The 22,978-nt window shown below is 55.6% G+C and carries 19 protein-coding genes and 2 pseudogenes; 13 read left to right on the top strand and 8 right to left on the bottom strand.

The features are described 5' to 3' along the window. Nucleotides 1–4: 4 nt before the first annotated feature. The 7 genes and pseudogenes from ACT3RU_RS02275 (at nt 5) to ACT3RU_RS02245 (ending at nt 6,058) form a co-directional block, all read left to right on the top strand. Nucleotides 5–853 (top strand): ABC transporter permease, encoded by an 849-nt coding sequence (locus tag ACT3RU_RS02275; protein ID WP_172117826.1) that lies wholly within the window; start codon nt 5–7, stop codon nt 851–853. Further along, nucleotides 850–1,455, top strand: a complete 606-nt coding sequence (locus tag ACT3RU_RS02270) for a hypothetical protein (RefSeq protein WP_192528705.1) — start codon at nt 850–852, stop codon at nt 1,453–1,455. Before ACT3RU_RS02275 ends, ACT3RU_RS02270 begins: the two co-directional genes overlap by 4 nt. Continuing rightward, nucleotides 1,377–1,880 (top strand): annotated as a pseudogene (locus ACT3RU_RS02265) (ABC transporter permease); the annotation flags it as partial. The gene ACT3RU_RS02270 and the pseudogene ACT3RU_RS02265, both read left to right, overlap by 79 nt. Further along, nucleotides 1,877–3,643 (top strand): M14 family metallopeptidase, encoded by a 1,767-nt coding sequence (locus ACT3RU_RS02260; protein ID WP_483392490.1) that lies wholly within the window; start codon nt 1,877–1,879, stop codon nt 3,641–3,643. The pseudogene ACT3RU_RS02265 and the gene ACT3RU_RS02260, both read left to right, overlap by 4 nt. Nucleotides 3,644–3,669: 26 nt before the next feature. Next, on the top strand, nt 3,670–4,431 hold the full coding sequence (locus tag ACT3RU_RS02255; RefSeq protein ID WP_192528403.1) for a 5-oxoprolinase subunit PxpA: 762 nt from the start codon (nt 3,670–3,672) through the stop codon (nt 4,429–4,431). After that, nucleotides 4,428–5,132: a 5-oxoprolinase subunit PxpB gene (gene pxpB, locus ACT3RU_RS02250; protein ID WP_192528404.1), complete on the top strand. Its 705-nt coding sequence runs from the start codon at nt 4,428–4,430 to the stop codon at nt 5,130–5,132. Before ACT3RU_RS02255 ends, pxpB begins: the two co-directional genes overlap by 4 nt. Further along, nucleotides 5,129–6,058 carry a 5-oxoprolinase subunit C family protein gene (locus tag ACT3RU_RS02245; RefSeq protein ID WP_192528405.1) on the top strand — a complete coding sequence of 310 codons (930 nt, stop codon included), beginning with the start codon at nt 5,129–5,131 and terminating at the stop codon, nt 6,056–6,058. The genes pxpB and ACT3RU_RS02245 overlap by 4 nt, the downstream gene beginning before the upstream one ends. Before the next feature lie 29 nt (nt 6,059–6,087). On the opposite strand, the gene ACT3RU_RS02240 is transcribed toward ACT3RU_RS02245, so the two are convergent. The 6 genes from ACT3RU_RS02240 to ACT3RU_RS02215 form a co-directional block, all read right to left on the bottom strand. After that, complete coding sequence (locus ACT3RU_RS02240) at nt 6,088–7,584, bottom strand: sodium:solute symporter family protein (RefSeq protein WP_192528406.1); 1,497 nt, start codon at nt 7,582–7,584, stop codon at nt 6,088–6,090. Further along, a complete protein-coding gene (locus ACT3RU_RS02235) occupies nt 7,577–7,765 on the bottom strand; it encodes a hypothetical protein (RefSeq protein ID WP_192528407.1) in 189 nt (62 codons plus the stop codon). Before ACT3RU_RS02235 ends, ACT3RU_RS02240 begins: the two co-directional genes overlap by 8 nt. Before the next feature lie 250 nt (nt 7,766–8,015). Next, nucleotides 8,016–10,166 carry a catalase/peroxidase HPI gene (gene katG / locus ACT3RU_RS02230; protein WP_192528408.1) on the bottom strand — a complete coding sequence of 717 codons (2,151 nt, stop codon included), beginning with the start codon at nt 10,164–10,166 and terminating at the stop codon, nt 8,016–8,018. 298 nt (nt 10,167–10,464) lie between these two features. Next, entirely contained in the window at nt 10,465–11,907 is a 1,443-nt protein-coding gene (locus ACT3RU_RS02225) for an NAD(P)(+) transhydrogenase (Re/Si-specific) subunit beta (protein ID WP_192528409.1), read from the bottom strand. 16 nt (nt 11,908–11,923) lie between these two features. Continuing rightward, nucleotides 11,924–13,504 carry a Re/Si-specific NAD(P)(+) transhydrogenase subunit alpha gene (locus ACT3RU_RS02220; protein WP_192528410.1) on the bottom strand — a complete coding sequence of 527 codons (1,581 nt, stop codon included), beginning with the start codon at nt 13,502–13,504 and terminating at the stop codon, nt 11,924–11,926. A gap of 233 nt (nt 13,505–13,737) precedes the next feature. Next, entirely contained in the window at nt 13,738–14,010 is a 273-nt protein-coding gene (locus ACT3RU_RS02215) for a DUF2798 domain-containing protein (RefSeq protein ID WP_172117817.1), read from the bottom strand. A gap of 131 nt (nt 14,011–14,141) precedes the next feature. Between ACT3RU_RS02215 and ACT3RU_RS02210 the strand changes: the two genes are divergently transcribed. Beyond that, the gene (locus ACT3RU_RS02210) at nt 14,142–15,065 is read left to right on the top strand and encodes a LysR family transcriptional regulator (protein ID WP_192528411.1); all 924 of its coding nucleotides are present in this window, start codon (nt 14,142–14,144) and stop codon (nt 15,063–15,065) included. Here the strand turns inward: ACT3RU_RS02210 and ACT3RU_RS02205 are convergent. Further along, entirely contained in the window at nt 15,062–15,712 is a 651-nt protein-coding gene (locus ACT3RU_RS02205; RefSeq protein WP_192528412.1) for a TetR/AcrR family transcriptional regulator, read from the bottom strand. The two genes, ACT3RU_RS02210 and ACT3RU_RS02205, sit on opposite strands and share 4 nt — an antisense overlap. 128 nt (nt 15,713–15,840) lie before the next feature. On the opposite strand from ACT3RU_RS02205, the gene fabF reads away from it, so the two are divergent. Together fabF and mapR are read left to right on the top strand one after the other, a co-directional pair. Next, nucleotides 15,841–17,106, top strand: a complete 1,266-nt coding sequence (gene fabF, locus ACT3RU_RS02200) for a beta-ketoacyl-ACP synthase II (protein ID WP_192528413.1) — start codon at nt 15,841–15,843, stop codon at nt 17,104–17,106. 67 nt (nt 17,107–17,173) lie between these two features. Then, a complete protein-coding gene (gene mapR, locus ACT3RU_RS02195; protein ID WP_087110820.1) occupies nt 17,174–18,595 on the top strand; it encodes a GntR family transcriptional regulator MpaR in 1,422 nt (473 codons plus the stop codon). 45 nt (nt 18,596–18,640) lie between these two features. On the opposite strand, the gene ACT3RU_RS02190 is transcribed toward mapR, so the two are convergent. Further along, a complete protein-coding gene (locus ACT3RU_RS02190; protein ID WP_192528414.1) occupies nt 18,641–19,291 on the bottom strand; it encodes a hypothetical protein in 651 nt (216 codons plus the stop codon). 356 nt (nt 19,292–19,647) lie between these two features. Between ACT3RU_RS02190 and ACT3RU_RS02185 the strand changes: the two genes are divergently transcribed. The 3 genes and pseudogenes from ACT3RU_RS02185 (at nt 19,648) to ACT3RU_RS02175 (ending at nt 22,968) form a co-directional block, all read left to right on the top strand. Beyond that, nucleotides 19,648–20,967: an NRAMP family divalent metal transporter gene (locus ACT3RU_RS02185; RefSeq protein WP_192528415.1), complete on the top strand. Its 1,320-nt coding sequence runs from the start codon at nt 19,648–19,650 to the stop codon at nt 20,965–20,967. Between the two features lie 94 nt (nt 20,968–21,061). Next, nucleotides 21,062–21,145: pseudogene (locus tag ACT3RU_RS02180) on the top strand (arginase family protein); the annotation flags it as partial. A 413-nt stretch (nt 21,146–21,558) separates the two neighbouring features. Then, nucleotides 21,559–22,968 carry an SrfA family protein gene (locus tag ACT3RU_RS02175; protein ID WP_192528416.1) on the top strand — a complete coding sequence of 470 codons (1,410 nt, stop codon included), beginning with the start codon at nt 21,559–21,561 and terminating at the stop codon, nt 22,966–22,968. Nucleotides 22,969–22,978 lie beyond the last annotated feature (10 nt).

Raw genomic sequence — 22,978 nt, 5'->3', positions numbered from 1 at the left:
CATTATGTCGGCAAACTCTCTGGATCTAAGACATTTTAAAAGTATTGAATTTATCATGGGCGCCCTGTTGGTGGGCGGCATCACCTTGGCCGTTCTGCTATCAGGCTGGCTATTTCCAGACGGCGGCAGCGGTATCAATCTCGCCATGCGCCTCACGCCTCCCTTGGTCGACGGTAGCTTTCCGTTAGGTACTGACCCACTGGGACGCGATGTATTAGCACGCGTGGTCATCGGTGGTGAAATATCGCTTAAGGTCGGCTTTTACTCCGCGTTAGGTGCTGTAGTGCTGGGTATTATTATGGGGCTTTTATCGGGCTATTATGGCGGCATTGTCGATATGCTCGTGATGCGCTTTGCCGATGTGCAGCTTGCGCTGCCCTTTATTCTGCTCGCCATTACGTTCATCGCCGTCATCGGTGGTGGGCTGACCAACATGATCATTCTGCTCATCATCTCACAGTGGGTGCAGTACGCTCGTTTGGTACGCGGCTCGGTGCTATCACTTAAAGATCGCGAATTTATTCTCTCGGCACAGGCCATTGGTGTGCGTGACTGGCGAATTCTCTTTCAGCACTTGCTGCCGAACTTGCTTGGCCCGGTTGTTGTACTGATGACACTTAACGTCGCCAACAACATTCTTCTGGAGAGCAGCCTAACCTTCCTGGGCTTGGGAGTTGACCCCGTTATTCCTAGCTGGGGTGGCATGCTGGCAGAGGGCCGTACTTATCTGCAAACCGCGTGGTGGGTCAGCGTATTTCCTGGTGTGGCGATTTTGCTCACCGTGCTGGGTCTCAATCTATTGGGAGACTGGCTACGCGATACCCTTGATCCTACTGGGCGGACATCACGATGATCACATTACTGGAGACTTCGTTTGAGCGCAGCGTAGATGCCATCGTTTCACAATACCAGACAGTGCTGTCGTCTGGCGATACGCTTAACGCTTGGGTATTTGATGACCTCGCCGCACGTCAGCAGGCTGAGCAAACACTTGCACAACATGGCATTAAGGCGCACTTCTACAGCGCCTATAAGCCCTTGGTGCACTATGTTATTGAGGTACTGCCCGAGCGGTCGCTACGGGCTATTCATATCCGCTACCCAGCACCTTTGGAAACGCCCCAGCGTTTTTTGTTGGAAGCCTACCCGCTGGCAGGACTGCTTGATGCCAACGTAGCACTCAGCTGGGAACCCGTAGCATGTGACACGCAAACCCGACGTTACCACTACGAACTGACACTTACCGATAGCGATGGCGCACAAGAGCAGGTCCGTGTCGCGGCCCCTAACCGCCACCATCTGGACCACATCAATACCTGGCAACTCTCTCCTTGCGGCTGGGTCGAGTGGAGCACTGGCGATGGCAACACCGAAAGCGCTTTGCCGATGTGCAGCTTGCGCTGCCCTTTATTCTGCTCGCCATTACGTTCATCGCCGTCATCGGTGGTGGGCTGACCAACATGATCATTCTGCTCATCATCTCACAGTGGGTGCAGTACGCTCGTTTGGTACGCGGCTCGGTGCTATCACTTAAAGATCGCGAATTTATTCTCTCGGCACAGGCCATTGGCGTGCGCGACTGGCGAATTCTCTTTCAACACTTGCTGCCGAACTTACTTGGCCCGGTTGTTGTACTAATGACACTTAACGTCGCCAATAACATTCTTCTGGAGAGCAGCCTGACCTTTCTTGGCTTAGGAGTTGACCCCGTTATTCCTAGCTGGGGTGGCATGCTGGCAGAGGGCCGTACTTATCTGCAAACCGCATGGTGGGTCAGCGTATTTCCTGGTGTGGCGATTTTGCTCACCGTGCTGGGTCTCAATCTACTGGGAGACTGGCTACGCGATACCCTTGATCCTACTGGGCGGACATCACGATGATCACATTACTGGAGACTTCGTTTGAGCGCAGCGTAGATGCCATCGTTTCACAATACCAGGCAGTGCTGTCGTCAGGCGATACGCTTAACGCTTGGGTATTTGATGACCTCGCCGCACGTCAGCAGGCTGAGCAAACACTTGCCCAACATGGTATTAAGGCGCACTTCTATAGCGCCTATAAGCCCTTGGTGCACTATGTTATTGAGGTACTGCCCAAACGGTCGCTACGGGCTATTCATATCCGCTACCCAGCACCTTTGGAAACGCCTCAGCGTTTTTTGCTGGAAGCCTACCCGCTGGCAGGACTGCTTGATGCCAACGTAGCACTCAACTGGGAACCCGTAGCATGTGACACGCAAACCCGACGTTACCACTACGAACTGACACTTACCGACAGCGATGGCACACAGGAACAGGTCCGTGTCGCGGCCCCTAACCGCCACCATCTGGACCACATCAATACCTGGCAACTCTCTCCTTGCGGCTGGGTCGAGTGGAGCACTGGCGATGGCAACACCGAAAGCGCTTTTTACGCCTGTGACTACGCCAAGCTGTTTGAGGCGGCGATAGAAGCTGTCACCCGAACTGATTGGCCCACCGAGCAACCGTTCTTTGAAGAGCTAAATATCAGTGTCACGCTGCCAAGCCAGGATACACGCTTACCCTTTGGGCTAGAGCACATCAGCTTGGCCGAGGCTCTGCATGAGGAATTATACTTTTCTCTTCTTGAGTATTATCAGCATCTTGCAGGCTTACCGCTCGGCGACCGTTCAATTCAGCCGGGCCAAATTGTGCCTGAAATCAAGACTCGCCCGGACGCATCTCCTTCCCTGAACATTACCCTGCGCCCGCTGAATACCACAGAGGCACCCGCCAAGGCAGAGGTTGAGCTCGATACGGCCTCCCACCCACTGAGCGTTGGCCAAATCAGCGCACAGTTGGAGGCTTTAGACGGCGAAGCAATCCACACAAAAAGCCGCAGCGGACGACAACTCTCTGCACGTTACCGTCAAGGCAGCGATCGTGCAGTAATGATTAGCGCAGCGCAGCACGCCAACGAGCCGTCTGGTATTGTTGGCGCACTTCGGGCCGGGCGCGACCTGGCGCAGCAGGCTGAGGCGCACTTTGTACTTTCACCGCTTGAGAACCCTGATGGCTATCGCTTGCAACAGCGCCTGGTCGCCGAGCAACCGACCCATATGCATCATGCTGCTCGATATACCGCCTTTGGCAACGACCTCCAGGCACAGCCCGCCAACGGCGAGTTTGAGCTAGCTATCCGCGAGCGTGCCAAAGCATTAAGTGATGCTTACCTGCACATTAACCTGCACGGCTATCCCGCCCACGAGTGGACTCGCCCATTGACCGGCTACGTGCCGCGTAACTTTGAACTATGGTCCATTCCGAAAGGGTTCTTCCTGGTCATTCGCTATCATCAAAAGTGGGAAACCCAAGCCAACGCACTGCTTGAGAGCGTAACCGCTCACTTGGCAAACGTACCGGGTCTTGTCGCCTATAACCAACGACAGATTAAGGCTTTTGAAGCCCATGCTGGTCCTCTGGAATTTTCCACGCGTCGCCATATTCCTTATTTACTGACACGTGACGAGCAGCAGTTAACCCCTTTGCAACTGATTACCGAGTATCCCGACGAAACGATTTATGGCGACGACTTCGTAATGGCACATCAAGTGCAGTACGAAACTATTTTAAGCGCTTATCAGTGCTACCAAACGATGGCCTTGCCCAACACGCCATGCTGATCGACCGCTCACCAGGAGAGTCAATAATGACCGATAAAAAGCTCCCCACGCTCAACTGCGACATGGGTGAAAGCTTCGGTAACTGGACACTTGGGCTGGATGCTGAGGTCATGCCTTTTGTTGACTGCGCCAATATCGCCTGTGGCTACCACGCCTCCGACCCTCACGTAATGCGTCGTACCGTGGCATTGGCTGTTCAGCATGGGGTGCGGATCGGCGCGCACCCAGGCTATCCGGATTTAATCGGCTTTGGACGACGCTCCATGGCCTGCTCGGCGGCAGAAGTTGAAGATATGATGCTCTACCAGGTCGGCGCACTGGCCGGTATTTGCCGTGCGGAAGGCGCTGAGCTTTCCTACATCAAACCCCACGGGGCGATGTATAACGACATAGCCGCCAACCCTGAATTGCTGGAAGGTGCAATGCGCGCCGTGCGAGCCTTTGATGCCCGCCTACCGATAGTGGTCATGGCAACGGCCATGCCTGAACCCTTTCGTGAACTGGCCACCAGCATGGGCGTGACACTGTGGTTTGAGACATTCGCCGACCGCGCCTATGAGCCTAACGGCCACTTGGCATCGCGACGCCTGCAGGGTGCCGTTCACCACGACCAATCGACTATCGTGGCCCAGGCCATAGCGCTTGCTAAAGGCGACGCTCTAACGGCCCGCGACTGCTCATCGCTGCGACTTCCCTGCGACACGCTCTGTGTTCATGGTGACAACCCCGAGTCGATTGCCGCCGTACGTGCGATCCGTGAAGCCTTCAAGGTGTTGGAGATCGCGTGAAACTGCGTCTGGAAACCGCTGCCATGGACGCCCTCACGGTGCGTCTTTTTGATGAGATTGATGAGCGCAATATGGGCTGGATCATGGCCGCAGACACTGCCCTGCGCCACGCCTTTAGCGATGCGCTGATCGATCTCATTCCTTCTTATACGACCCTGCTCGTTCACTACGACTGCCAACGCATGACCTTCGTTGAGGCAACGTCACGAATCCGCGAAGCTCTCAAGGGTCTTCAGCCTGCCGATACACAGCAGGGTCAACTGCATGAGATCCCGGTGTGGTACGACGTAAGCGTGGGGCCTGAACTACCGGCAGTGGCCCAAGGCGCCGGGTTAAGTATTGAGCAGTTGATTGCGCGTCACTGCGGTCACGACTACTGCGTTTTTGCGCTTGGTTTTGCACCGGGTTACGGCTTTATGGGGCTGGTGGATGAAGACCTGGCCACCCCTCGCCTGAAAACCCCGCGACGCCGGGTGACAGCCGGGAGCGTAGGCATCGCCGAGCGCCAAACGGCGATTTACCCGCTGCTTTCGCCTGGCGGCTGGAATATTCTCGGCCGCACGGCGGTACCGCTTTTTGAGTACGCAAAACGCGGCGAACCGCTGTTGCGACCCGGCGATAAGGTACGCTTCAAGGCCATCTCTCAAGCCGAATTTGAAGCTGCCGGTGGTGATACGACCCCGCTAGAGGAGCGCGTATGAGCCAAGCTAGCATCACCGTAAAGCAGGCAGGCCCCCTTGCGCTTATTCAGGATAACGGGCGCTTCGGCGTCGGCCACCTGGGCGTTACCCAAAGCGGCGCCGCCGACTGGATCTCCTTTCGCTGGGCCAACTGGCTGCTGGGCAATCCGCTTGAGAGCGCCGCGCTAGAGATTGTGATGGGCGGCAACCTGACATTGGAAACCGACGCAAGCGTGTGCCTGGCGTTGGCCGGTGCCGACCTTGACGCGCGTATTGATGATAAGCCGCTGGCAGTTAACGCGCCCTTCACTCTACGCCCTGGGCAAGCACTCACGTTTCGCCAGCCACGTGCCGGGCTGCGTGCCTACCTCGCCTTCCCCGGTGGGCTTGAGGCGCCAGTCGTATTGGGTAGCCGCGCCTGCACGGCCCGAGAGCAGCTGGGCGGGCTTTATGAGGATGGCAGACCCTTACAGCTCAATGACCGCTTGTATTGGCAGGGCGCGTCCGTGACGCCACGCCGACTTCCAGCAAGCGCTCAGTTGCCGATTCCCAACGGTCGCTGTTGGCTGCCAATGGTACTAGGTGCCCAGGCGGCCCTCTTTGCGGGCCGCAGCCTCTATCAATTATTTAATCAGCCCTGGCGCGTTGATCAGCGCGCTGACCGGATGGGCATTCGACTTACTGGGCAAGCGCTTGAAAGTAAAGTAAGCGGCGTGATCTCAGAAGGCATCCCACTGGGAGCTGTACAGGTACCGCCCGATGGCCAGCCGATCATTTTGATGAATGATCGCCAGACCATTGGTGGCTACCCACGCATGGGCGCGATTACCCCCAGCGCCTGTGCCCTGCTCTCCCAGTGCCTGCCCGGCACCGAGGTGTGGCTACAGCCGGTTAGCGCTACCCAGGCTCAGGTGAGCCATCGCCAGCAGTTGGCAGAATGGCGTTAATCACCGGGCTTATACCTGGGCAGATACTTTTACGCCGAGGATGCGTCAACCTTCACACGCTTATTGCGCTCCAGCACTTCTGTGATTGCCGCCAAAAAAGCATCCCTTGAGGCGGCATGAGGGGTGGTGATGAAGCTTACGCCCACAAAAAGCGCTGCCGCGACCACGATGCCCCAAATACCGGCCGGCAACCCCAGCAGCGAATTACCCGTGGCGTACATTAACAGCACAAAAACGCTGGTCCCCACGATACTTGCCAACGCCCCCGCCGCGGTGCCTCGCTTCCAGTAAAAAGCGCCGATAATCGCGGGCACCATGGCGACCAACCCTGACGAAGCTGCCACGGAGAGTACCGCAATTAAATCCAGCTGCAGCTCAGCAAACCCAAGCGCCAGCAGAGCAATAACCGGCACAACGATCTTGCCCACCAGCAGTTGGCGCTTTTCATTTACGCCGGGTTTGGCGTTGGCGTAAACATCCCGAGAAAACATGGCGGCGAGGGTTAACATGATGGAATCAATCGTTGAGACCGCTGCCGCCATAATGCCCACCATCACGATCACTCCCAACACGGGGGGCACAAAGTCAGAAGCCAGCAGTGTGGGTGTAGCGAGATCAGCCCGCGCAAGATCAGGAAACGCTGCCAGTGCCGAGAATCCCCACAGCACGGACACCAGCGTATAGAGAAAGCCAAACACCAAAAAGCCAATCAGCATTTGGCGCATGGCGCGCAACGACGCAGGCATAAACAGACGCTGGCTGACCTGCGGGTTGGAAAGGCTAAAAAAGAACCAGGGAATACTCAGCCCCAAAAAGGTCACCAGGCTAAAAAGCCCCGTGCCAGGAACGGTGAGGGCCGCAGGATGCTCCGCCTCAAGCGTGCCAAACAGGCCGCTGAAACCGCCCAGCCCTTGGATTACCAACAATGCGACCAGCGTTGAGGCGACAATCATCATCAGCGCCTGTAACGAGTCGGTCCACATCACCGAACGAATACCCGCAATATAGGAAAAGAAAACGGCGATTAACGTCGCCATTACCACCCCGGCGGTAAACGTGATGGCGCCATCCGTCATGCCTTCCAGCAGATAGCCCACGCCGGCCAGCTGCACAGCAGAGTAAGGGATCAGAAAGATACAGCTGGTGATAGCAACGGCCATGGCGACAGGCTTACTGTGATAACGATACCCCAACATTTCGCTGGGAGTAACAAAGCCAAATTTTTTGCCGACAGCCCAAAAACGCGGACCGAAAACAGCCACCAAAGAAACACCCGCAAAATAGATAATTTCAAAGCCTAGTGCACCGACACCACCGGCGTAGGTTAGCCCCGCCAGCCCCACCATCATAAAGGCGCTATACGTGGTTGCGCTGTAGCTTAGCGCCGAGACAAACCCATTCATCTGCCGATTACCCAGGAAATAGCCCGACATACTGTTCGCAGCCCCCTGCCGCGAGAGAACCGCAATCCCGACCGCTACCAGTAGATAAAGGGCAATAGCCCCCCAGATCATCGCCTCAGTCACGATCGTGTTCCTTAAAATCTTGGGTAATAAAGATATTGAGAGCAATCACCACGAGCCCAGCACACGCCCAGAAAAGAAAGCTGCCATACCAGGCCGCGGTATTTGTTAGAAGGGTGTAGGGCACTACGCAACTGAGCAGTACCACTAGCCAAACGGCCACTATCCACTTGCCTCGTTTCACGGTTCACCTTGGGTTGTCAAAGCTGGGAGAAGACGTATGCAGCGCCACTATGGTTTATAAGCCACTCCAACGCACTGCCCGGGTTTGTCAGAGTAGCGATTTGCCTGCATCTTGTGTACGTCTCCTGAAGACTAATTGCATAACTAATGCTTTCTCAGGCAATAAAAAAAGCCCGCATCTTTCGATGCGGGCAAGAGGGGGTACACCAATAACAATGACTGCTCACGCGCCCCTTATGGGACGCATGGCATTACGCTAAATCAAACCGATCAGCGTTCATTACTTTTGTCCAAGCGGCAATAAAGTCGCTGGCAAACTTCTCGACGTGATCATCCTGGGCGTAGATTTCGGCATAGGCACGCAGAATCGAGTTGGAGCCGAACACCAGATCAACACGGCTGGCTGTCCACTTCACCTGACCCGTTTGACGATCACGAATCTCATAATGGTCGCCCGCCGGATGCCAGGTATTAGCCATATCCACCAGGTTCACGAAGAAGTCGTTGGTCAATGCGCCTTCGCGCTCGGTGAACACGCCATGCTGGGTGCCTGCGTGGTTGGTGCCTAATACGCGCATACCACCGATCAGTGCGGTCATTTCAGCAGCCGTTAGGCCGAGCAACTGCGTGCGGTCCAGCAGCATCTCTTCGGGGCTAACCACGTAGGCATCTTTCTGCCAGTTGCGGAAGCCATCCGCCAAAGGCTCAAGCGCCTCAAACGACTCGGCATCGGTCATTTCATCCGTTGCATCACCACGGCCGGGGGCAAAGGGCACCGTGGCGCGTAAGCCAGCAGCTTTTATTGCCTGTTCGATACCTACGTTACCCGCCAGCACGATGGTATCGGCAAGGCTTGCGCCGCTTTCCTGGGCGATAGGTTCAAGCACTGCCAGCACGCGGGCCAAGCGCTCGGGCTCATTACCTTCCCATTGATTCTGGGGCGCCAGGCGAATGCGTGCGCCGTTGGCGCCACCGCGCATGTCAGAGCCACGATAAGTGCGTGCGCTGTCCCAGGCGGTGTTAACCATGTCGCTGATACTCAAACCACTAGCGGCGATACGCGCTTTCAGGGCGTCAACGTCGTAATCGGCCGGCCCAGCGGGCACCGGGTCTTGCCAGATCAGGTCTTCTTGAGGCACATCTGGGCCTGCGTAGCGCACTTTCGGACCCATGTCACGGTGGGTCAGCTTGAACCAGGCGCGGGCGAAGACATCATCAAAGTACGCCGGGTCCGCCATGAAGCGCTGGCAGATCTCGTTGTAAATTGGGTCGACCTTCATGGCCATATCGGCATCGGTCATTATCGGCATGCAGCGGATGGAAGGATCTTCCACGTCTACCGGCATGTCCTCTTCCTTAATGTCGACAGGCTCCCACTGCCAAGCCCCGGCGGGGGATTTCTTCAACTCCCATTCGTGACCAAACAGCATCTCGAAGTAGCCCATGTCCCACTGCGTCGGGTTCTTGGTCCAGGCGCCCTCAATACCGCTTACCAGGGTGTCACGGCCAATCCCACGACCCTTGGTTTTCATCCAGCCAAGGCCCTGAAGCTCGGGGCCAGCCGCTTCGGGTTCCGGGCTTAGATCGCTGGGCGTGCCGTTACCATGGCACTTGCCGATAGTGTGGCCACCCGCCGTCAGGGCCACCGTCTCTTCATCATTCATCGCCATGCGTTTGAAGGTTTCACGCACCTGGGCGGCCGTCTTGAATGGGTCAGGCTGGCCGTTCACGCCTTCCGGGTTCACGTAGATCAAGCCCATCTGCACGGCGGCCAGCGGGTTATGCATGGTGTCGGGCTTTGCCACGTCGCCATAGCGGCCGTCCGAAGGTGCCAGCCACTCTTTTTCAGCGCCCCAGTAGGTGTCCTTTTCCGGGTGCCAGATATCCTCGCGACCAAACGCGAAGCCGAAGGTTTTCAAACCCGCGACTTCATAGGCCATGGTGCCGGAGAGAATCATCAAATCGGCCCAGGAAACCTTGTTGCCGTACTTCTTCTTGATCGGCCACAGCAGGCGGCGGCCTTTATCGGTATTGGCATTATCCGGCCAGGAGTTCAGTGGTGCAAAACGCTGATTGCCGGTACCACCACCGCCACGGCCATCCGCCAGGCGATAAGAACCTGCTGCATGCCAGGCCACCCGGGCAAACATGCCTACGTAGCTGCCCCAGTCCGCTGGCCACCACTCCTGGCTCTGGGTAATCAGTTCGCGAAGGTCCGCTTTCAGTGCCTCTACATCCAACGTTTCCAGCGCTTCGCGATAGTTAAAATCTTCACCCAGCGGGTTCGTTTTTGTATCGTGCTGGTGCAGGATGTCCAGGTTCAGGGCGCAAGGCCACCAGTCGGTGTTGGACTTGCTGGCGGCTGTGTTACCGCCGTGCATTACCGGGCATTTACCACTCATGCGTTCATCTCCCCTTATTGCTCTTCCCCCTGGCGTAACCAGAGGAACACCCAATGACGTCTCTCGGCATGACGCCTTCAAAACGCGCGAGCGGGTGACTCATTGACATGAGACTGTTTTAAAGCACATTAGCTATAGCTACAACTTGCATTTAGCAAATAACGTGATAGTAATTTTTAATCCACAAGCAACAAGGCCCTTTCCCGGTAACCATGACAGTGATCGAGACGTGCCGATTAAACGCGAACAGGGCGCCCTTGGGCGCCCTGTTCATTGGGTTGCACTGCGTTGTGGAGCGTTAATCGACCAGCGGTAGCAATGCGGTCAGGCTATCGCGGGCATCGCCGTAGAACATCCGGCTGTTCTCCTTGAAGAACAACGGGTTTTCGATGCCCGAGTAGCCGGTGCCCTGGCCACGCTTGGAGATAAACACCTGCTTGGCCTCCCAGACCTTCAAGACTGGCATACCGGCAATGGGGCTGTTCGGATCTTCTTCAGCGGCCGGATTGACGATATCGTTGGAGCCAATCACGATCACCACATCGGTGCTAGCGAAATCGTCATTGATTTCATCCATCTCCAATACAATGTCGTAAGGCACCTTGGCCTCGGCCAGCAACACATTCATGTGCCCCGGCAAACGGCCCGCCACCGGGTGAATGCCAAAGCGTACGTTCTTACCTGCCGCGCGCAGCTTGCGCACCAGGTCGCTGACCGCACCTTGAGCTTGCGCGACAGCCATACCGTAACCCGGCACGATCACCACGCTATCGGCATCGTTAAGGGCACTGGCCACGCCACCTGCATCAATCGCCACCTGTTCGCCTTCGATCTCTGCCGCTGGCCCAGTACTTCCGCCAAAGCCGCCCAGAATCACGTTAACGAAGTTGCGGTTCATCGCTTTACACATGATGTAAGAGAGAATCGCCCCGGAGGAGCCGACCAGCGCGCCGGTCACGATCAACAGATCATTAGAGAGCGTGAAACCGATAGCCGCCGCCGCCCAGCCGGAATAGCTGTTGAGCATCGACACCACCACCGGCATGTCCGCACCGCCAATCCCCATGATCAGGTGATAACCGATGAAGAAAGCCAGTGCGGCCAGCAAAATCAACGTCCAGAAGCCTGCACCGTTGAGATAAAGCACCGCCAACAACAGTGAAAGCACTGCCGCCCCAGCATTCAGCAGATGCCCGCCTGGCAGTTGGCGCGGCTTGCCATCCACCTTGCCCGCCAGCTTGCCAAAGGCGATCACGGAGCCTGTAAAGGTGATCGCACCGATAAAGATGCCCAGCACGACCTCAATCTGCAAAAACGTCAGCTCATCGGGGGCCTTGGTAGCCACCAGCGCGGCAAACGCCGAAAACTCTTGCATGGCACCATCAGCCGCACGGGCAGCCAGCACTCGGCGGCGCTCCAGGTCCGCACTCCATGCCACAAACACGGCAGCCAAACCCACAAAGCTGTGCAGGGCGGCAACCAGCTGGGGCATTTCGGTCATTTCGACCTTACCCGCCATATAGGTACCGATGCCTGCACCGATAATCATCATCGGGATCAACCACCAGTAGCCGCCAATGCCCGGCCCAAAGGCGGTGAAAAACACCGCAACGGCCATCCCTACAATGCCGTACCACACAGCGCGCTTGGCTTTTTCCTGATTACTAAGCCCACCCAGCGATAAAATAAACAGTACGCTTGCCGCAATCGCCGCGGCAGATACGAATCCTTGACCTAACATATCGTCTCTCCGCCGCTCAGGATTTTTGGAACATGGCCAGCATCCGGCGTGTCACCAGGAAGCCACCCACAATATTGATCGTTGCGATGAGTACCGAAATAGCCGCCAGCACGCTAACCACCGCGCTGCCTGAGCCAATCTGCAAAATCGCCCCCAAAATAATGATGCCGGAGATCGCATTGGTCACCGCCATCAGCGGCGTATGCAGCGAGTGGCTAACTTTCCAGATCACCTGGAAGCCGATAAAGCACGCCAGCACGAAGACAATAAAGTGCTGCATAAAAGAGGCGGGCGCGACCTGACCGAGCAACAGCATCAGCGCACCACCGATCGCCAATATGCCGACCTGGCGTTTGGTCTGGGACTTAAACGCCGCCGCTTCTGTGGCTTTTTTCTCTTCAGGCGTCGGCTCTTTTTCTTTCTTCTTCGGTTTGGCCGCAGCAATCGCTTTTACTTTGGGCGGAGGCGGCGGAAAGGTCACTTCGTTCTGGTAAGTCACCGTCGCGCCACGAATCACGTCATCATCCATATTGTGATTGATCACGCCATCTTTCTCAGGCGTTAAATCGGTCAGCATATGGCGAATATTAGTGGCATACAGCAAGGATGACTGGGTCGCCATGCGTGAGGGGAAGTCGGTATAGCCGACCACAATCACACCGTTATCGGAGACGATACGCTCATCGGGCTGGGTTAAATCGCAGTTGCCGCCTTTTTCAGCCGCAAGATCGACAATCACCGAGCCGGGCTTCATGGCCGCGACCATATCTTCAAGCCACAGCTTGGGCGCCAGGCGCCCGGGGATCAGTGCGGTGGTGATGACAATATCCACATCAGGCGCCTGTTCGCGGAAACAAGCCAGCTGTTTTTCGCGAAACTCGGGGCTTGAAGGCGAGGCATAACCGCCGCTTGCCGAGCCATCCTGGCTGTCTTCGCTGTCTGCAAAATCCAGGAACAGGAACTCAGCTCCCATCGACTCGATCTGCTCGGAGACTTCCGGACGCACATCAAAGGCACGCACCACAGCACCCAGGCTGGTGGCGGTACCAATGGCCGCAAGCCCGGCAACGCCTGCGCCAATTACCAGCACCTTAGCCGGAGGCACTTTGCCCGCAGCAGTTACCTGGCCGGTAAAGAAGCGGCCAAAGTTATTGCCTGCCTCTATTACCGCGCGGTAACCGGCGATATTGGCCATGGAGGAGAGCGCGTCCATCTTCTGGGCACGAGAAATGCGCGGCACCATATCCATCGCAATCACGGTGGCGCCCTGGGCACGGCACTTCTCAAGCAGCGCTTCGTTTTGAGCGGGCCAGAAAAACGCAATCAGCGTTTGTCCTTCTCGTAGTCGTGCCGCTTCTTCATCAGAAGGCTCGCGGACTTTAATGACCACCTCAGCGCCCTGCCAAAGAGCGTCAGCACTATCCACTACGGTAACGCCAGCATCACGATAAGCGTTGTCATTAAAGCCCGCCGCAAGACCAGCGCCTGTTTCAATCAGACACTCGTGGCCCAGCTTTTGGATCTGCTTTGCGCTTTCAGGGGTAAGCGCCACACGTGCTTCTCCCCGACTCGTTTCCTTAGGTGCGCCTATTCTCACACGGGTACTCCCTACGGTTTGAAAGCCGACAATAAGCTGTCATGGTTTGTTTTGATGCCAAGTACAGCCCGCTTGACGGCAGTTGGTTTCGACCACCACATCTTTATAAAACGTTACAGACTCTCATGTTGCGTTTTAATAAAGCCATTCAACCTTTGATGCATGACATGAGCTTTTCCAAACATCGTCACCGGCAGGAGCAGTATGCGCAAAAATCAAGCGGCATAATTACCTCAATGCGACCTGATCGTAAGCTGTACAAGACGGGCAACCAGTGGCCGTACTACCAAAATGCACACAAAGGCGCTGGGCATGGCTACCCGATAGGCGTGCCATACCTGGCTAAAATAGTGATCACTCACTCCCGCATTAACGGCGGTAATAATCAGGGTCATTAAGAACGCCATAATCGTCGACATGTATAATGCAAATATGACCGGCGTAAAACGTGGGTGCAGCTTGCGCGCTGCCAGCAGGCGCTGTTCTGGGTAGCGGCGGGTTGTCATGGGTGAATTACCTTATCTATCAAACGTGTTTGCGCACTCTACAGTGACTTGAACCAATTCAGAAGCAGGTTCACGATAAGCACAGCCATAAGTTAATATTACGAATGGCGCTAAAGATTAAGGTATGGCTTATGGTTGCGTTACGCGGTATCGAGAGTTTTGTGAAAGCAGTTGAAGCCGGCAGCATTGCGGGCGGCGCGCGCCGTTTGGGTATTAGCGCGGCAGCCGCCAGCCAAAACATCAGCCGCCTGGAAACCCACTTGGGGGTGCGCTTGCTCACCCGCACTACGCGCCGTTTAGCGCCGACGGAAAGCGGTGCTACCTATTACGCAAAAGTGCGTGAACTGGTACAGGAATTGGAGCTTGCCGGTCAGGCCGTCAGCGCGCTGCATGACGCACCCAGAGGGCGTTTGCACATCGCTTCAACCGGTGCCTTTGCCCGGCACCTATTGGCCCCCATGATCCCAGCCTTTAATCGCCGTTATCCCGACATCACGGTCGAGCTCAGCATTGCCGACCGCCACGTGGACCATATCGCCGAATCGGTTGACGCCAGCATTCGCATTCGTCATGCGCTGGAAGAGGGGTTGGTGGCGCGTCCTATTGCGCGGGTGCCATCCATCTTCTGCGCAGCACCTCGCTATCTTGAGCAGGCCGGATACCCGCACACTCTGGAGCAGCTTAAGGAGCATGACTGCCTGGTATTTCGGTTTCCTTTGGATGGGCGCTATCTCGGCTGGGGTGCGGTACGCAACGGCATACGTTTCGATGTGCCGGTGAAGGCACGTATGATCAGCGACGACATTGATGCACTGGCCCAGATGGCCATTGAAGGTGGCGGCATCACACGGTTAGCGGCGTTTATTGCAGAACCGTTAATTGCGCAGGGCAAGCTCGTCGCACTGTTTACGCCGCCGTTTGCGGCTGATGAGCCCCTGGAGGTTGACCCACTAGAGTTTTATCTTTGTGTCCGGCATCGGCGTGAATTAACGCCCAAGGTCCTGGCGTTTCAGCAGTTTCTCACCGAGACTCTCCCTGCCCACTGGCGGGCCTAGGCCGACATAACGCGTTGCAGCATCCCTTCTGCTTCCGTTTCGCTCACCCCCAGCATTAACAAAATCTGGCGCTGGGTCGCCAATAACACATGCTGACGCTCTTCCTCACCGGGTAGGCTTTTGGCAATGGCCACGGCCCCCACCAGCGCTGCCAGAATAACCCGCGACTTACCGGCAATCACTTCGCGGTCGTGGGCAAAGGGGAGTTTTTTTAGCTTGCTCAAGGCAAGCAAGCGCATTTCAAGCATCTTTTTCATCCGCAGGTAAGACGCCTCAAACATGGTACGAATCTCGGCTTTCTCGCTGCCTATTTCATTAAACAGCACCGCTTCCGGCCCTGGCTGTTGCTTACGCTCAAGCTCCTGGAGATTCCAGTAGTTAGAGACCAGCTCCGTTAGGTGCTGCAAGGAGAGCGGCCCTTTTACCAAGCGTGCCGCCCGGCTGCCATCCAGCGCTTTACGCACAGAGGCATCATACAACGCCTCTTTGGAGGCGAAGTGGGAATAAAAAGCCCCGTGGGTCATTCTGGCCAGCTTCATGACCTGACCGATGGAGACTTTATTAAAGCCGTATCGGCTGAACAGTTCAGTGGCTGACGCCAGGATACGCTCTCTGGTTTTGGCCTTATGGCTTTTGGGATAAGGCATGTTGACCTCGTTATGTACTGCTAAATCGTTCGGCTAAATTGTTTGGCTAAATAATCCTGCTAAATATTATCTTGATCATATAATGCGTACTGCTAGCGTAGCCGTATTTAAAGCACTGAGGAGCCGCTATGCACTCACCTATTGTTATCACCGGCATGGGCATGGTCAGCCCGCTGGGATATAACGTCAAGACAAGTTGGGACACTCTGCTGCAAGGCCGTTCAGGGATTCGCCAGATTACCCGCTTTGATACCGCTCAAACGCCTATCAAAATTGCCGGTGCGGTTGCCCACTCAACTGATGACCCGCAGGCGGGGCTTTGTCTGGATGATATCGCGGATGCCAAAGAGCGCCGCAAGTTGGACCTGTTCAGCCTTTACGCCATGGCAGCGGCAAAAGAGGCGCTTGAGCAGGCTGGCTGGCAGCCAACGGACGAAGCACAACGCCGCGCCACGGCGACCATTATCGGTTCCGGCATTGGCGGGTTCCCCACGATTACCGAGGCCCAGCAAACGCTACAGCAGAAAGGTTACCGTCGGGTGTCGCCGTTTACCGTACCCGCGTTTCTGGCCAATATGGCGGCGGGCAATCTGTCGATTCGCTACGGTTTTCAGGGCCCGCTGGGCTGTCCGGTGACGGCGTGTGCGGCGGGCCTGCAAGCGATTGGCGACGGCATGCGTCTAATCCGTAGCGGTGAAGCCGACGTGGCGTTAGTGGGCGGCGCCGAGGCGTGTATTGACCCACTATCATTAGCGAGCTTCAACGCGCTCAAAGCGCTTTCCACCGAGCATGAGCAGCCTGAAAGTGCGTCGCGTCCCTTCGACAGCACCCGCAACGGTTTTGTGATGGGCGAAGGTGCGGGCCTGCTGGTGATTGAAACACTTGAACATGCACAAGCGCGCGGCGCCACGCCGCTGGCCGTCATTAGCGGCTACGGCACCAGTGCCGATGCCTACCATATTACTGCCGGGCCAGAGGACGGTAACGGCGCCGCCGCGGCGATTCATTCGGCGCTGAAAATGGCGGGGCTTAACGCGGATGAGATTGGCTATATCAATGCTCACGCCACCTCCACGCCCGTGGGCGACCGGGCAGAAATTGCCGCCTTACGGCGTGTGTTTGGTAGCAAACTGCCACACATTCCGATCTCTTCCACCAAATCGGCAACGGGCCATTTGCTGGGGGCGGCGGGCGGTGTTGAGAGTATATTTTCAGCGCTTTCTGCCACGACGGGCCAGCTGCCGCCCACACTTAACCTGACGCACTGCGATGAAGATATGCGGGACCTGGACTTCATCCCGTTAACAACGCGCACCCAGCCCTCCCCGCATGTGCTGTGCAACGGGTTTGGTTTTGGCGGCGTCAACGCGGCGCTGATTATCAGTCAGATGTAGCGCCTGGCCGTCGGCTTTTAACCGCCGTTCGCGTATCCTCTTGGCCTGCTTTTAGCGGTGGAAGAACATGAAACGCTACGAACGCTTTGCCGAGGAAATATCCGAACTTATCCGCAGTGGTGTGCTGGCGCCAGGGGAGCGTGTACCCTCAGTTCGCCAGGCCAGCCGCCACTACGCCATTAGCCCATCGACGGTGTTTCAGGCGTACTACCTGATGGAGAAGCAGGGGCTAATCGTGTCGCGGCCACGCTCGGGCTACTTTGTCCGCGAACAGGCGCAGCAGTTTCTCAACGAGCCCGAAATGACCCAAGGCCACCCTGAAACGGCCGACATTGCGGTAAGTGAACTGGTTTTTTCGGTGCTGGGGTCGCTTCAAAATGTCGATACGGTGCCTTTTGGCTCGGCCTTTCCAAGCCCTGAGCTGTTTCCGCTTCCCCGCTTGGCGCGCAGCATGGCCAAAGGGCTACGCGAGCTTTCTCCCAACGCCATCATCACAGATATGACCGCAGGCGATACGGCACTGCGCCGCCAGATCGCTCTGCGTTACCGGTTGGCTGGCGTGCACCTACCGCCCCAGGAACTGGTGATTACCAATGGCGCCATGGAAGCCCTGAACCTGGGATTTCAGTGCGTGACCGAACCTGGTGATCTTGTCGCCATCGAGTCACCGGCCTTTTACGCAAGCCTTCAGGTATTGGAGCGTTTGAAGTTAAGGGCAGTCGAGATTCCTGTTCATCCGCGGGAAGGAATCGACCTGGACAAGCTGGCAGACAGCCTTGCCAAGTACCCGATTAAAGCCTGTTGGCTGATGAGCCATTTGCAAAACCCGCTTGGGGCGAGCTTGAGTACGGCCAAAAAGCAGGCGCTGTATGGGCTGTTGAAGCAGCATCAGGTGCCGCTGATCGAAGATGATGTGTATGCCGAGCTCTATTTTGGCTCCAAGCCCCCCGTACCCGTTAAGCACTTTGATGATGAAGGATTGGTGATTCACTGCGGGTCGTTTTCAAAGTGCCTGGCGCCCGGTTATCGGGTCGGCTGGGTAGCCGGAGGGCGCTACGCCGAAAGCATTTCCCGGCTGAAACTGATGACGACAATTTCACCCTCGGTGCCCGCTCAGGTAGCCATTGCAGATTACCTTCAGCACGGCGGCTACGACCGCCATTTGCGCAAACTGCGCCTGGCACTGGAATTTCAGCAAACCCGTATGCTCTCGGCGGCGGCACGCTACTTTCCCAAGGATACCCGCGCAACACGCCCGGCTGGCGGATACTTTCTGTGGTTTGAATTTCCCAAGCCGGTGGACTCGCTGCGCCTGTTTCAAATAGCCCTGGCGCAAGGGATCAGCATTGCACCTGGGCCTATCTTCTCTGCCACGCAGGGGTATCAAAACTGCGCCCGCTTAAGCTATGGCCACCCATGGACACCGCGCAGCGAAGAGGCCATGGCGTTTTTGGGCGAGCAGCTAAGAGCAATGCTGGCATCTTGTTAAGCGCTGCTTTTCAGGTGTTCATTTTCAGGCGCTCGTTTTAGCGACTTACGCCTTTTGGCTATGCAGATGACGGTTGTCTGCCGATGTTAACCGGGCAAGCTTTCCAATTTGATACAGGTCGTGCAGATACATATCAAGCCGGAAAATGCCGTGAGAGATGGCGATCAACACGAAGGTTAATAGCATCAGCACCGGGGGTTCATTCAGCCAGGTAAAGGCGGCCGATGAAAAGGGGTATAGCAGCGTATAGATGCTCATTCCACCCAGGAACTGCGCCAGCATGCTGTTCACAATCACCAGTGAAATCATCAGCACGCGGGCATCCCATGTTGGCAGCCGGGTTTTACAGAATGACAAATGCCGCACGCGCAATTCGCCGCTGACATCAAGCTGCCCCCTGCGGCGTAGAAGAGGAATGGCATAGGTGCCCGCTTTTTCCTCTGTAAACGCCAGGAGCGCCATATGATGATTCATCTGAGGCCCAAATGTGTGGGCGACCGCTTGGTCAAAATCGGCTGACCCGCCTGTTTGCTTCGCCAACAATGCTTTATGAGAAAGCTCGCTTAAGCGCACTTTATCGCCGCTTGAAAGCTTCAAGTCATTGGCAAAATTAATATTATAGTTAACCTCATACACCTGGTATAAAGCGGCCGTGACACCTATAAAAATCATAAAATAAATGAAAACAGTCAGCATAGTAGCGCGCCTCTTAAACGTTTTATTACCCTAACAGCCTGACGTCTGGTTAACGAATGTCCTGCTCGCCATCTGTGCGTTTTTGAATTCTGCCTTGCACTGCCGTTTCAGTACAGACTCAGAACGTTACGATAAATACATATCAGCTTAAAGGCTGACCCAGTGCAAGCAAACCCGGCTAGCGTAACACCTTCGCCATTTAGCCAGCCTTAACGATTTTGCTATACGTGAGTAGCGTCATACAGCGCATAGCGCATGAAAGCCATCAAAGACTGAGCTAACATAGCGGCCCGCGATCAGAATCGCTTAAAACAATAATGACATTTCAATAAAATCTCGCTCACAAGGAGCCCACCATGCCCCCTCAAGAATCCAGCACGCTGACGGCTTCTCCTCCGGTCACATCCATGTATGCCAAATACCTGGCCGCGCTTGGCCCCGGCTTTTTATTTGCGGGGGCAGCCATTGGCACGTCTCACGTTGTTCAATCAACGCGTGCTGGGGCGGAGTATGGCATCGGCTTACTGGTCTTTATTTTACTTGCCATACTGCTTAAGTATCCGTCTTTTTTCTTCGGGCCATTTTATGTCAGCGTCACAGGCAAGTCGCTGGTTGAGGGCTACCGCCAGACCTTTGGTAAATCCGTGGTGGCGCTGTTTGCGCTGGTCCAAATACCTGTCTCGGCGATTATTATTGCCGCCATTGCGATTACCACGGCAGGTCTTGCCGGCAGTATCGTGCCTATGACGTTAAGCCCGCCAGCCATCGCCGTGATACTGATTGCCCTGTGCTGCGTGCTGACATTTGCAGGCGGTTACAAGCTACTGGATTGGGTCAATAAAGTCTTTATTGTCATCTTAAGCGTCACCACCCTGTTGGCCGCCCTGGTGGCCGTGCCCCTGGTCGACTGGACCTTCTACCCCGCGACAGCCGTCTCTCCGCTTTTTAGCACAGCCACCTTTATTACCCTGGTAGCGGTGCTTGGCTTGATGCCATCTGATATTACGCTCGCGGTGATGAACTCACTGTGGTCAGAGGCGCGTAATAAAAATCAGGGCGTGCGCAGTGGCACTGCCGCCGAAAAAATCGACTTCAATATCGGCTATATCGGCGCGGCCGTTCTGGCGGCCTGTTTTGTCGTAATGGGCGCTGGCGTGATGCACAGCCAAGCAATAACGCCCGCCGATGGCGCCGTCGCTTTTGCAAGCCAAGTGATTGGCCTTTATACCAACACCTTGGGCGAGTGGAGCGGCGTGGTCGTGGGTATTTCCGCGTTTACCGTCATGCTCACCACACTGCTGACCGTGCTGGATGGCTTTCCACGCATGATCACGGCCTCTTACTATACGTTTACACGCCCGGAAGGCGCCACGGAAGAGAGCCGTACGATTGAGGGCAGCCGCGCATTTTTTGTATGCATGGTGGGCTTATCACTACTGGCCGTGGTGATTCTGTATACCTTGATGGGCAGCTTCCGGCTGTTTATGGACTTTGTCATGGTCGTGGCGTTTTTGATAAGCCCGGTGCTGGCTACCCTCAACCACCTGACGGCAAACGGCTCAACCGTGCCGGTGTCCCAGCGCCCTTCACGCCTGATTAATGCCTGGAGCTGGCTAGCAATCGCTACCCTGGCGCTTCTGTCACTGGGCTATATTTATGTTCGCTTTATTCACTAACTCGTAAGTACTCGCTAGTCAGCGCCTCGCGAAGCCGCTTTAGTGCATGGCTGAGCGCTAACTGGCTTAAGTGCAGTTTTTCGGCCGCGCAGGTATTGATAGGCTCGACCCCGCATTTGCACCGTGCACCGGCACACCGGTATGTGGCGGTATGTCGACCGACTTACTGCTAAAAGTTGATATAAAGAACTATCGCCCTTCATGGTCCTCAAGAAGGGCGAATTTTATGGTCTATTTCCAATCCAAGGCTCTTAAAAATTTGTTTCAAAAACATGACGCAAAAGAGATTTTGGTGCACGTTTCAGCGTTTTCCTTCCCGAAAAAAATCCTATCTAAAATCCGCTATTAACAGGCTTTTTAGAAAGCATCTCGCTTGCCAATCTAACTTTCCTTTTTTTACTAAATTAACCTTGTTAAGATGCTTAGAAAACTAATCAAATCGATTAAAATTCGTTAGGGAACGCTGGTTTTGAAAAATTCAACTTCACTTCCATGCCAAGCTTCTTTTGATCTTGCTTTATTGAAACCACTTTTTTAACGCTGGCTTATCTGAACCAGTCAATGAGTGGTTCCTCAAAGTAAGGTATAGGCATGACATCTCTGTTGCTGCATAGCGGTAAGACAGACCAATATCGCGCCCTTGGCGAGACGGGGCAGCCGGTTTTTCACTCTGCGCTTCAATTACGTAAAACTATTGCACGCCGCCTAAAAGGAAAAGAGCGCCACCTTGCTATACCACAACGCGACCAGCAGGGAGAAGGCGTCGATTGGTACAGTGGCATCCCCGGTGACGTAGTGCCTTGGAAGAATGCTACTGAAGGTGAACGAGAGGACGCGCGTATTCAGTTGGAATCTTTTAAAAAAGAGATTCAAGCTGTCGAAATGCCCGGTGACGGCCAGGGCGGTGACCACGAAGTATTCGCACGCTTAGTCAAATGGTCTTGTCACTTCCCAGATGAAAACCATGTTTATTTGGTGGACGGCACTCCGGTACTCACCTTTTGGGGCTTTATACATCCTGAAGCCGACCGGCACGCTAATCCTTTGCAGTGCCTCTATCCCGAGACTGAGCCAGCACAGGCTCCTGCGCCCATATCCCCGCCTCTAGCTCCACTAGCGGCTGCCGTGCCTAGCAATGAGCCCACTGCTGTGAAACCGCGCCCTTGGTGGCGCCGTTTATGGTGGCTATTGCCCTTGGCTTTACTTTTAGGCTTGCTGTTGCTGCTGGGATTGAAACGCTGTTCTACACCGCCGCTAGAACCCAAGGTTGAGCTAAGTCTACCGACGGTCCAAACGCCTTCTTTTGCTGTTCCTCAACTGCCCTCGCAGGGCTTGAATACTTGGCCTTTTAGTATCGGCCCTAAAAATCTTGCGCTGCCAAATGGCGTTTTTGGGTTAAACGCTGGAGCCAGCATGCCAGCCCAGGGAAGCTCAACTGGAACGCCTGCTATAGCGTTATCTGATAACAGCTTGGCAAACACGATGCCATCTCAATCAAATATGGATTTAGCGCTTTCTGAGCCATTGCCACCTGTCAGTGAGCTGCCCGTCAACGCGTTATCACCCAGTGCCACAGAGCCGCCAGCAGGCAGAGCCAATACAGCCCAGAGCCCAACAGCCCTCCCTGAGCCACTAAACCTTCCTGCCAACACGCCAGATGGAACAGCTGCTTTTCTCGACGGTAATTGGCAAGGCGCAGGCGTAATGGATAGCCAGAGTGGTCAGCCTCTTCAAGTACGCTACGCATTCAACCAAGGCGAAGGACAGATGTTTATTCGCCGCGGTGGGCAGGCTGGTGTGATGTGTTCAGGTCCTGTGACTGCCGTGATGCAAAGTGGTGAACTCCAGGTTGAAGCCCAAGAGCGTGCTCGCTGTGAAGACGGCAGTAATTACGAAATGCCGCGCGTAGAGTGCCATCAAAACGAGGGCGAAATGGCCGACTGCGCAGCCAGCTATGACGATGAACCTTTTCCCATGCGGCTTCAGAAAGCCAGCGAATAGGACGGTAAAC

This window comes from Halomonas sp. TP35, from assembly GCF_052375975.1.
Classification (GTDB): domain Bacteria; phylum Pseudomonadota; class Gammaproteobacteria; order Pseudomonadales; family Halomonadaceae; genus Vreelandella; species Vreelandella citrativorans.
The sequence above is the reverse complement of the archived record's forward strand: the minus strand, read 5'-3'. Positions and strand labels throughout refer to the sequence as shown.

Bases quoted from the DNA above. Each gene is read 5' to 3' on its own strand.
- ACT3RU_RS02275 (WP_172117826.1), top strand. From the start codon at position 5: ATGTCGGCAAACTCTCTGGATCTAAGACATTTTAAAAGTATTGAATTT.
- ACT3RU_RS02270 (WP_192528705.1), top strand. From the start codon at position 850: ATGATCACATTACTGGAGACTTCGTTTGAGCGCAGCGTAGATGCCATC.
- ACT3RU_RS02260 (WP_483392490.1), top strand. From the start codon at position 1,877: ATGATCACATTACTGGAGACTTCGTTTGAGCGCAGCGTAGATGCCATC.
- ACT3RU_RS02255 (WP_192528403.1), top strand. From the start codon at position 3,670: ATGACCGATAAAAAGCTCCCCACGCTCAACTGCGACATGGGTGAAAGC.
- ACT3RU_RS02245 (WP_192528405.1), top strand. From the start codon at position 5,129: ATGAGCCAAGCTAGCATCACCGTAAAGCAGGCAGGCCCCCTTGCGCTT.
- katG (WP_192528408.1), bottom strand. From the start codon at position 10,166: ATGAGTGGTAAATGCCCGGTAATGCACGGCGGTAACACAGCCGCCAGC.
- ACT3RU_RS02225 (WP_192528409.1), bottom strand. From the start codon at position 11,907: ATGTTAGGTCAAGGATTCGTATCTGCCGCGGCGATTGCGGCAAGCGTA.
- ACT3RU_RS02215 (WP_172117817.1), bottom strand. From the start codon at position 14,010: ATGACAACCCGCCGCTACCCAGAACAGCGCCTGCTGGCAGCGCGCAAG.
- ACT3RU_RS02210 (WP_192528411.1), top strand. From the start codon at position 14,142: ATGGTTGCGTTACGCGGTATCGAGAGTTTTGTGAAAGCAGTTGAAGCC.
- ACT3RU_RS02205 (WP_192528412.1), bottom strand. From the start codon at position 15,712: ATGCCTTATCCCAAAAGCCATAAGGCCAAAACCAGAGAGCGTATCCTG.
- fabF (WP_192528413.1), top strand. From the start codon at position 15,841: ATGCACTCACCTATTGTTATCACCGGCATGGGCATGGTCAGCCCGCTG.
- mapR (WP_087110820.1), top strand. From the start codon at position 17,174: ATGAAACGCTACGAACGCTTTGCCGAGGAAATATCCGAACTTATCCGC.
- ACT3RU_RS02190 (WP_192528414.1), bottom strand. From the start codon at position 19,291: ATGCTGACTGTTTTCATTTATTTTATGATTTTTATAGGTGTCACGGCC.
- ACT3RU_RS02185 (WP_192528415.1), top strand. From the start codon at position 19,648: ATGCCCCCTCAAGAATCCAGCACGCTGACGGCTTCTCCTCCGGTCACA.
- ACT3RU_RS02175 (WP_192528416.1), top strand. From the start codon at position 21,559: ATGACATCTCTGTTGCTGCATAGCGGTAAGACAGACCAATATCGCGCC.